Annotated in this window: 1 protein-coding gene; it reads left to right on the top strand. The window is 40.5% G+C overall.

Going from position 1 to position 215, the window contains the following annotated elements; genetic code table 11:
• A partial coding sequence (locus D7V20_RS19740; RefSeq protein ID WP_120385426.1) for a DDE-type integrase/transposase/recombinase occupies positions 1 to 215 on the top strand: 215 nt, incomplete at both ends.

The raw sequence follows: 215 nt of genomic DNA, 5'->3' as shown, positions 1-215 counted from the left end.
TTAAATAATGTGAAGAAGTGGCAAATTCCACAAGTGATCAACACGGATAAAGCACCCACATATGGACGTGCTTTATCACGGTTAAAACGGGAAGGTAAATGTCCACCAGACCTTGAGCACAGGCAGATTAAGTATAAAAATAACGTGATTGAATGTGATCATGGCAAGCTAAAGCGGATCATCAGGGCCACATTAGGATTCAAATCTATGAAGAC

This window comes from Acinetobacter rongchengensis, from assembly GCF_003611475.1.
GTDB classification, from domain to species: Bacteria; Pseudomonadota; Gammaproteobacteria; order Pseudomonadales; family Moraxellaceae; genus Acinetobacter; species Acinetobacter rongchengensis.
This window is presented reverse-complemented; position numbering and strand designations above follow the sequence as displayed.